The 9332-nt window shown below is 52.2% G+C and carries 9 protein-coding genes and 1 pseudogene; 1 reads left to right on the top strand and 9 read right to left on the bottom strand.

The window, feature by feature from the left end; translation table 11 throughout:
* The 9 genes and pseudogenes from ACLUYS_RS08095 to ACLUYS_RS08135 form a co-directional block, all read right to left on the bottom strand.
* Window positions 1–478: pseudogene (locus tag ACLUYS_RS08095) on the bottom strand (hypothetical protein); the annotation flags it as partial.
* A gap of 170 nt (window positions 479–648) precedes the next feature.
* The gene (locus tag ACLUYS_RS08100) at window positions 649–1608 is read right to left on the bottom strand and encodes a PhoH family protein (protein WP_412659563.1); all 960 of its coding nucleotides are present in this window, start codon (window positions 1606–1608) and stop codon (window positions 649–651) included.
* Between the two features lie 223 nt (window positions 1609–1831).
* Window positions 1832–2011 carry a 30S ribosomal protein S21 gene (rpsU, locus tag ACLUYS_RS08105; protein WP_230267396.1) on the bottom strand — a complete coding sequence of 60 codons (180 nt, stop codon included), beginning with the start codon at window positions 2009–2011 and terminating at the stop codon, window positions 1832–1834.
* A 405-nt stretch (window positions 2012–2416) separates the two neighbouring features.
* Window positions 2417–3883: a UDP-N-acetylmuramoyl-L-alanyl-D-glutamate--2,6-diaminopimelate ligase gene (locus ACLUYS_RS08110; protein WP_412659564.1), complete on the bottom strand. Its 1467-nt coding sequence runs from the start codon at window positions 3881–3883 to the stop codon at window positions 2417–2419.
* A gap of 21 nt (window positions 3884–3904) precedes the next feature.
* On the bottom strand, window positions 3905–5269 hold the full coding sequence (mtaB, locus tag ACLUYS_RS08115; protein WP_230267393.1) for a tRNA (N(6)-L-threonylcarbamoyladenosine(37)-C(2))-methylthiotransferase MtaB: 1365 nt from the start codon (window positions 5267–5269) through the stop codon (window positions 3905–3907).
* Between the two features lie 88 nt (window positions 5270–5357).
* On the bottom strand, window positions 5358–6101 hold the full coding sequence (locus ACLUYS_RS08120; protein WP_412659565.1) for an RsmE family RNA methyltransferase: 744 nt from the start codon (window positions 6099–6101) through the stop codon (window positions 5358–5360).
* Window positions 6098–6835: a pseudouridine synthase gene (locus ACLUYS_RS08125; RefSeq protein WP_230267390.1), complete on the bottom strand. Its 738-nt coding sequence runs from the start codon at window positions 6833–6835 to the stop codon at window positions 6098–6100. Before ACLUYS_RS08125 ends, ACLUYS_RS08120 begins: the two co-directional genes overlap by 4 nt.
* A gap of 101 nt (window positions 6836–6936) precedes the next feature.
* Window positions 6937–7686 carry an SMC-Scp complex subunit ScpB gene (gene scpB, locus ACLUYS_RS08130; RefSeq protein WP_412659566.1) on the bottom strand — a complete coding sequence of 250 codons (750 nt, stop codon included), beginning with the start codon at window positions 7684–7686 and terminating at the stop codon, window positions 6937–6939.
* Window positions 7656–8459 (bottom strand): segregation and condensation protein A, encoded by an 804-nt coding sequence (locus ACLUYS_RS08135; RefSeq protein WP_230267386.1) that lies wholly within the window; start codon window positions 8457–8459, stop codon window positions 7656–7658. The genes scpB and ACLUYS_RS08135 overlap by 31 nt, the downstream gene beginning before the upstream one ends.
* A 424-nt stretch (window positions 8460–8883) precedes the next feature.
* Between ACLUYS_RS08135 and ACLUYS_RS08140 the strand changes: the two genes are divergently transcribed.
* The coding region (locus tag ACLUYS_RS08140) for an N-acetylmuramoyl-L-alanine amidase family protein (RefSeq protein WP_412659567.1) at window positions 8884–9332 on the top strand (449 nt) is incomplete at its 3' end.

A 9332-nucleotide genomic window follows, 5' to 3' on the forward strand; every position in this document is an offset into this window, starting at 1 on the left:
GACTGAGTCCGCCAATGCTCATCCGAACGATCCGGGTATGGTGGCCGATCTGCGGATTGAGAAAGTACAGCGGAACTACGGTTCCGTGATCCAGGTTTCCGCCCTGCTGTCCAAGCGTCCCCATCGGGAAATTCTGTTCTTCGGCCAGCCGGCTCATTTCCTGTACGAGTTCAACGTCATTATCGATAATGTAGTGATCTTCGTGATCGCCAAACTGACTCAGATCGCCTCCGGAAATTTTCGGCGAAGTCAGCTGAATGTAGTCAAAATAGCTTGGAGCGTGCGGCGAGATGATGACGACCGTGTCCGGGTTCATCGCGCCGATTTCTGCAGCCGCCTGCTCATAGGCGTCTGTAATGTCCTGGATGCGGCGCTCTTCCCCCTGCCCTACGTTGGGCACGATAATGGGCGGATGACAGACCATGACCGCTCCGAGAATCGGATTTTCATTTTGAACCGTTTCAGTATTGGATTCCATTTCAAATCCCTCCTGTTTCTGAACAATGTCCTGTACAAATCGGATGAGATAAGAATTCACAAAGGACATTTCTTAGTGCTTTCATTGTATCCGTATTGTCCTTGCACCGTTTTTGGTTTGACCTAGAGGCCGCAGGCCAGAATCGGATATCCAAAGAAAAAGCGTCCGGCTTAGCGGGCGCTGTTTTCATAGCGTTCAATGATTTTCTGTACCAGAGGATTTCGTACGACATCGCTCTGATCCAGGTACAGGATTTTAATGCCGTCAATGCCCTGTAAAATTTTGCAGGCGTCGATCAGACCGGAATCTTCCTTGCGGATCAGGTCGATCTGCGAGACGTCGCCGTTAATGATCATGCGGCAGTTTTTGCCCATTCGGGTCAGGAACATCTTCATCTGCGCTTTTGTGGTATTCTGCGCTTCATCGAGAATGACGATGGCGTCGTTGAGCGTACGGCCGCGCATGAAGGCAAGCGGCGCGATTTCAATGATTTCCTTTTCCTGCAGCTTTTCGACTGTATCCGCGCCCAGCATTTCGTTGAGCGCGTCATAGAGCGGACGCAGATACGGATCGACCTTTTCTTTCATGTCGCCAGGCAGAAAGCCCAGGGATTCGCCGGCTTCGACCGCCGGACGGGTCAGAATGATCTTGGAAATCTTTTCCTTTTTGAACTGATCGACCGCGAACGCGACCGACAGATACGTTTTTCCGGTACCTGCTACGCCCGAGGCGAAAATGATCTTTTCATTGCGGAATGCTTCCGCCAGTTCCTTCTGGTGAGGCGTGCGCGGATAAATAAGCTTTCCGGCGCGCGTACGGGCAATCGGTGCTTCTTCTGCGTCGTCGACAATCAGCGCGGTCTGTCCCTTGGAGGAAAGGAAGCAGAGGCGTTCCACCTCATCAAGATCGATGTGCCCGTTTCGATCGAGCGACTGTACCATGGCATCGAGAACCTGTTCGGTTTTCTCAATCGCCGCATCCAAAGAACCGACAATTTTCAGCGTCTGGTTTTTCAGAAAAATCTGAACCGGAAAGGCCTTTTCAATGACTTTGAAATTGGCATCCTGAAATCCGGGCAGAGCGACCAGAATGTCATAGGGCAGTTCGGAACAATCGAGAAGTTTTTCCATAAAAATCTCCTTTTCAGACCGCAGCCTGTTATGGACTCAAGCCGATTTTAATCCGATCGGCCAGAGGTTGGTTCCTTCTTGCATTAAAAAGCCGAAAATCGAATTCGCGCGGGATCAAACCTGCTGGATCCGTCCGCTCCTTTTGGGCGTTTTCGCTTTATTCAAGCAAACCGGAATGAAATATTCGTAAAAAAAAATCTGCTTCTAAGCAGATTGTTTGGCATTACTTGCCGCGGCGAACCTTGCGTGCAGCTTCGGATTTCAGTTTCTTCTTAACGCCCGGTTTAACATAGAATTCTCTTTTACGGGCCTCAGCAAGGGTACCGTTGCGGGAGACCTGACGTTTGAAACGACGAAGTGCGTCATCCAGCTGTTCGTTTTCTTTAACAACTACTTTTGGCATACTACAACCCCCCTTCCTGAATCACATTCACTATTATAGGTGACTACGAAAAGATTTCAACTGATAACGTTCAAAAATGTGAAAATTTCCGCTGCGGCCGAGGCGCCGCCTCTCCAGGTTTTCTCATGGAGTTTTGCCTAGTCGCCGCGTGTATTCCGGATCCAGGCGGACTGCCAAAATCCGGATCGTCTATGCGGATTCTAACGCTATCCGATATCGAAACATAAAAAATCAGCGCGTTCCCGCCTGCCTGGGTCCGCGCTGTTTAAACATAGTAGAAAGGATTTCACGATTTCGCCAGAAGAATGACCGAATGGCAGGATTGGCAAAAACAAAGAGGATCACGATTTTTCGTCATCCTCTGTATGGTGGATTGAATTCTCGGTTTTGATGCGGAAAAGAGTGCTAGTCTTCGTCGACGGTTTCACCCTGAAGACGCTTGAGGCACTCTCTGGCGGCGTTATTGTCGCCCACCCATGGGCCGCGTCCGTTTTCATAGTACATGAAGGGTTCATCCCCTTTTCCAAGAATGAGAACCGTATCGCCTTCATTGGCGGCTTCGATCGCCTGCCGAATGGCTTCATAGCGGTCAGAAACAAAAACGTTCGGTACGTTTTTCATGCCTTCGCGAATCTGGTCCGCAATTTTTTTTGGATCTTCATCGCGCGGGTCGTCTTCGGTCAGATAGACCATGCTGCAGAACTGATCGGCCAGTTCGCCGAACACTTTGCGTTTGGGCTTGTCGCGCTTGCCCGCCGATCCGAAGACGGCGATCAGCGATCCGCCCGGCTTGGTAATGGAACGGCCAAACTGGAACATCTTTTCCAGACCGTCCGGCGTATGCGCGAAGTCGACGATCACATTGAAGTTCTGGCCTTCCTTGATTTGCTCCATGCGTCCGGCGATCTGCGGAATGTTCGCGGTTTTCGTCAGAATTTCTTCGAGGGACTGCGGATCGCTGCTTTCGTGCACCGCCGCAATGGCTGCCAGAAGGTTGGCTACGTTGAAATCGCCGACGAGGTTGGAAACGACCGGATACGTTTTGGAGCCGTACACGAGATTAAAGGACGTCGATGTGCTCGTGAGCACGACGTTGATCGCGCGGTAGTCGGCCGGTGAATTGATGCCGTACGTTTTTACGCGAGCCGCACTGAGCGCAGCCAGATCCGCGCATTTCGGATCGTCCGCGTTGAGAATGGAGACGCCTTCGCTTTTTACACGCCTGGAAAACAGCAGGGATTTGGCTTCAAAATAGCGTTCCATCGTTCCGTGGAAGTCGAGATGATCGTAGGTGAAGTTGGTAAAGACTGCCACATCGAAATCGATGCCTTTCACGCGCTTCTGCGCCAGGCCGTGCGAAGAAACTTCCATGGCGCAGGCTTTCATGCCCGCGTCGACCATATCGCGAAGCAGACGCTGCAGCGTGATCGCGTCCGGCGTCGTCAGTTCCGGCACGAGCGTCTTGTCGCCATAGGAAATCGCAATGGTTCCGATATAGCCGCAGGGGGTCTGCGGCTGGCTGAGGTGGCGAATAATGTTGGTGACGGTACTCTTTCCGTTCGTTCCCGTCACGCCGTACATGCGCAGATCGTCGCTTGGACGGTTGTAGAAAATCCGCGCCGCCTGATTCATCGCGTCGAGCGTATCGTCTACACGGATATAGACTACGCCGGCAGCCGACGGTACAACCGGCTTGAAATGCACAATCGCGATGGCGCCTTTTTCAATCGCCTGATCGATATAGTCGTGACCGTCGCTCGACAGACCGGGCAGGCAGAAGTACATATCGCCTTTTTTAATCGTTCGCGTATCGAAGGACAGCCCTTCGATGTTGATGGTCGGGGTATCCTTGAACATTTTTGAAAGTCTCATAAATCCCTTTCTACTCTTCTTCTACTCTTCTTTTAAAACGGCGAGGTAATGGCCGTCCTGGATTTCCGTCATTTTAACATTTACGCGGCCATTCAGCGGCGTTTCGCTGAGAATCTGGATCGGATGGTACTGGGATGTATACCCAAGATACCGGTTTGGATCGTTCGCGTCCGCACGTTCGACTAAAACCTGTGCCTCGTCAAAGCGGTCCATATCCTTTTCGCGCAGCCTTGCGGACAGCTCGAGCAGCTGATCGGTGCGGGCTTTGGCGATATCGCCGCGAATAAAGCCGGTCATCGCATCCGCCGCGGTTCCCTTGCGTCTCGAATACGGGAACACATGCAGAAAGGAAAAGCGGCAGTCTTCGAGCGTTTTTACGGTTGTCGCAAATTCGTCATCGCTTTCCTGCACAAATCCACAGATCACATCGGTGGAAATCGAAATGTGCGGAATGCGCGCGCGGATTTCTTCGAGACGCTTTTCAAAATCTTCGACCGTATACGGACGTTTCATACGTGCGAGGGTCCGGTTATCGCCGGCCTGAATTGGAATATGAAGGTGCGGCAGAATGCGCGGATTTTCAGCCATCAGATCGAGAAGCGCGTCGCTGACTTCGGTAATTTCAATGCTGGAAATGCGATAGCAAACGTCTTCCGGTGTATTTTCCAGAAGCCGCTTTAAAAGCTGGCTGAGATCCGTCTGGCGGAAGCGATAGCGGCCGGTATGAATACCGGTCAGTACGATTTCCTTATGGCCACTTTTTGCCAGGGAAACGGCGCTCTTAACGACTTCCTCGGGAATCTGGCTGCGTTCCGGTCCGCGCGCTAATGGAATCTGACAATAGGCGCAGTACTGGTTGCAGCCGTCCTGAATTTTGAGGAAGGCGCGGTGCTGGCCTTCAAAATGACCGATCGGCATCGATTCAAAGCGCGTCAGATCGCGTGAGGATTCCACAAGATCCTCCACGCCATCCCTGGAGGAGAAGGCCGTCTCTGCATCTGGTCCTGCAGAATAATTTTCATTCGCCTGTTCTTCCTTTTGGCGCATGGTTTCCAGAAGAATCTGGGCCAGCTGATCTTTATGGGCAGCGCCGATCAGAACGTCAACGCCGAGTTCTTCGCGCTCTTCTTTTGAGCTGACCTGTACGTAGCAGCCGACCGCCGCGGTAACCGCCTGCGGATTTTCCCGCTTTACCCGGTGAATTTTGCGCCGGGATTTGGCGGCAGCTGTATTGGTTACCGTGCACGTATTGATGACGAGCACATCCGCCGTTTCGCCGGGCTGTACTTTGCGAAAGCCGGCCTTTTCGAGCTGTTCGGCATAATAGGCGGATTCATATTCATTGACCTTGCATCCAAGGGTTTCAATTTCAAACGTTTTATTCATGAAAAGGGGTTTCTCCTTTCAGCGGCCGCAAGAAAACAAGCGCCGGAAGGCGCCTGTCTGATTCTGAATTAGCCGATGGAAAATCGTCTTAAAGGGCAGACGAACCGTCTTTGGCGGCATTGGCCTGCAGCTGATACTGCGCAGCCGAAAGCACGAAGCACGCGGCGGTTTCCGCGCGTAAAATACCGGTACCTAACGAACAGAGCGCAAAGCCTTTTTCTTCAAGGCGTTCCGCTTCGCCTGGCGCAAACCCGCCTTCCGGCCCGATCACAAAGCAGGCCGAAGAAAACGGATTTTTCAGGACATCGTACAGCACATGATGTTCGTCTTCTTTTTCATAGGCGCAGACATTGACCTCGCCTTTATAGGCTTCGAGCTGATTGATCGAGCAGACGGGTTCAAGATGCACAAGGCTCGTCCGGTTGGACTGGCGGCAGGCCTGTTCAAGAATGGCATTCCATCTGGCCTGCTTCTTGGCTTCCTTTTTCGGATCGATCTGAACAATCAAGCGGGCGCACGTAAACGGTACGATGCGGCTTACGCCAAGTTCCGCTGCTTTCTGCAGCATCCATTCAAACTTGTCGGCCTTAATCAGCGCCGCGCAAAGCGTCAGTTCGGCTGCCTGGCTTTGGCCCGCGCTTTCGAGCTTTTTTTCAATGCGCAAATACGGCTTCTGCTCGGTATGGGCCAGATACACTTCCTGTCCGCTAATGAGGCGGACGTCTTCTTTGGACTCGGTGCGCAGCACATCAAAGAGATGATGGGCCGTCGCTTCATCGAGTTCGACCAGGTCTCCCGCATTTAAAGGGAGCGGATAAAAAATCTGTTTCATTTTGAACTGTTTCCGCCCTGCTCGCTCATGGCTTCGAGCTTGCGCACATCGTAGCGTTTCAGACGACGGCATTCGCCTGGACGCATGTCATCAACACGGACAAAGCCGAACGCCGAACGGTTCAGACGGCGCACTTCATGACCGAGCGCTTCCATCATCTTTTTGACCTGGTGGTTTTTGCCTTCATAAATCGTCAGATCCACGAGCATGCGATCGCGGGTGACGTCCTTGTTTTTAATGAAGACTTTGGCCGGCGCAAACGTTTCGCCATTGTAGCTGAACCCTTTACGCAGTTTGCGGACATCGTCCTCGCTGAGCATGCCCTGCAAGTTGATTTCGTATGTTTTGGGCAGATGGTAGCGCGGGTGCATCATCTTGTTGGCAAAATCGCCGTCGTTAGTCAGCAGCAGTACGCCGCTTGTATCGTAGTCCAGACGGCCGATCGGAAAGACGCGCACATCGGAGGGAACATAGTCCATCACCGTCGGGCGGTCCTTTTCGTCTTTCATGGACGTGATGCAGCCTTTCGGCTTATTGAGGACATAGTAAACTTTTTCGTCTTTGGAAATGGCCTTGCCATTGACCGTAATCCGGTCCGAACTGCTGGCTTTCGTGCCTAAAGTCGTGACGACTTTTCCATTGACTTTTACTTTTCCCGCCAGAATCAGCTCTTCCGCTTTACGGCGCGAGCAGATGCCGGACTGGGCAATGAGTTTCTGAAGACGTTCTTCCATATGATTATCTTGCCTTCCTGTTTTTTATGAAGCCAAACGGCGCATCGGATCTCGATGCGTTCGGCTAAGATTTAGACAAACCGATGCATCCACCGGTTTTTTTATTTGGATTCGAAAACTGGATCAGACGAAGTCTCTTTCGTCTGGTCTGTTTCTACAATACCCTGTTGCGGCCTCTCGGGCGTCTGGTCTGCCTGTGAAGCGGATTCTTCTGCGGCTTCTGAAGAGTCTGACGCCTGCGGAGTGTTCGCCGATTCCGGCTGTTTTTCTTTATCTTCCACTGTAAGTGCCTCTTCACGTTCAAAAAGAGAGCTTTCCTTCTGTTCAACTTCCACCGCCGGCAGATCGGAAAGGGCGGAAATGCCCAGGGTATCGAAAAATGATTCGCTGACCTGATAGAGCAGCGGGCGCCCGATCGTGTCGAGATGGCCGCACGTTTCAATCAGCCCGCGCGCCTGGAGCTTTTTGAGCGTAGCGTCACTGGAGACGCCGCGGATTTCATCGATTTCCACCCGGGTAATCGGCTGCCGGTACGCGACCAGCGAGAGAACTTCCATGGCAGACGGCGTCAGCGACGCGCTCTGAATTTTCGAATAGAGCTTCTGCGCGAGGGGATAGACGGATTCCTTGGCGACGTATTTCCAGCTGCCGCCATAGCGGACGAGTTCCACGCCGCGCGCTTCCTTTTTTGTATCCGCCTGCATTTCTTCCAGCGTTTCTAAAAGCGTAGAACGCTGGCACCAGTCGAGAACCGACTGAATCTGCAGAAGGGTCAGGCCTTCTTCGCCGCTGACAAAAATCAGCCCTTCCAGAAGCGCTTTTAATGATTCGTTGGTACCTGCTGAATCCATATTTCGTCCTTTCCAGAGCCGTCCGCTCGTTCTCCTTCGGAAGTATTCGCATCGCCTTCGATTTCGTCTTTTTCCTGCAGAAAGACCGCCGCGCTGCCTTCGTGCACGAGTTCGAGAACCGCAAGAAACGTCACGATCGCTTCATGAAGCGTCGTCACTTTGTCGAGCAGCTGCTCAAATCGGAAGGGCGTGGGCGTAAAAATTTCCATATTGAGAATCTGCGCCATGCGCTCTTCTACGCTCAGCTCCTTGACTTCGACTTTCGTCTGGTAGGGCTGAAGCAGCTGATGACGGCGCAGCACGCGAAGAAACGCCGAAGCGAGTGCGTTGGGTGCAATCGTAAGCGGCGTTTCGTCGCTGACCATGCTCGCCCATTCGTCGATCTGACTGGAGGGTTCCCGGCTCAGCCGCTTTTCCCGCTTTTCGTACAGTCTTGCGAGAACTTCGGCTTCCGCCTTGCACTTTTCGTATTCGCGCAGACGTCTGGCCAGCTGCTCGGCGGGATCTTCTTCGTACGTACTTTCCGGATCGTCTTCGATACACGGTTTGGGAAGCAGCTTTTTCGACTTGTATTCGAGAAGGCTGCTGAATTCGACAAGATATTCGCTGCTGACATCGAGCGCCTGCTTGAGCGCTTCGTGAATGTAGGCGCAGTACTGGCTGGCGAGCACATCGAGATTTAGCTCAAACAGATCGAGCTGAGACGAGCGGACCAGATGCAGCATCAGATCGAGCGGTCCTTCAAACTGATCGAGACAGACTTTAAATTCCATGCGCTTTGCTCCTTTCCAGTATATCTGCAGGCCAGAACAGCCTATTTCCTTTAAATAAGAGACGAATAAGAAACGAGAATGAAACGAAATACGAAGCGTTTCTTATCTAAAACGTACGGCGCTTGCGGATCTGCCCTTTCCTTTTGGAAATCCTCGGTATCGTCTGGCATGCAGACTTGATTCGGCTTGCAGGCGTGATAGATTTTTAGAGAAAGAGTGGCAGAGCCAGAGCGGCTTTGTTAAGATTGAAATTCGGTTTAACAAAAGCCAAATCCATGTTTTTTATCCGTGCGTCTGCAGACTAGGCTTTAAGCAGACGATAACTTTGTGATTATATACGATTCCGGTCCATCTTGCGAAATGCGAACGAGCCAGAGCCGGATCCCGCTTTGCATTCAGCGTAAGGAAAGGAGGAAGTCAGATCATGAAACGCGCCATTTTCTTTCTGATTGCGGCACTGTTTATTTTGCTGGTCATCGACCCAAATCTGTCGGCTTCCCTTTCACCAGAAAGTACGCAGATTCCGGTTTATGACGAAAATCAGCCGCTGCGTACTAACAACGACGTCGATACGCGAAGAAGTTCGTCCTCTCCGCTCATTTACATCAATCCCGCCCGCGGAGGCACGGATACCGGCTACATTAACCAGAACGGAACGAGCGAAAAGGATCTGCTCATGCAGATGGCGCTGACAATCGGCAGCGCGCTCGAAAACGCCGGCTACCGGGTGGAATATTCCCGCTGGTATGACGACGTTCCCGCCTGTTCAAGCACGGACGAATGCGAACAGACCCGCATGGACAAAGCCAAAGAACTCGGCGCGGACTACATTCTCGAACTTCAGGTCAATCAGGACAACTCCCTGCATCAGGG

Origin of the sequence: Allobaculum sp. (assembly GCF_047010065.1) — a bacterium.
Classification (GTDB): Bacteria; Bacillota_I; Bacilli_A; order Erysipelotrichales; family Erysipelotrichaceae; genus Allobaculum; species Allobaculum fili.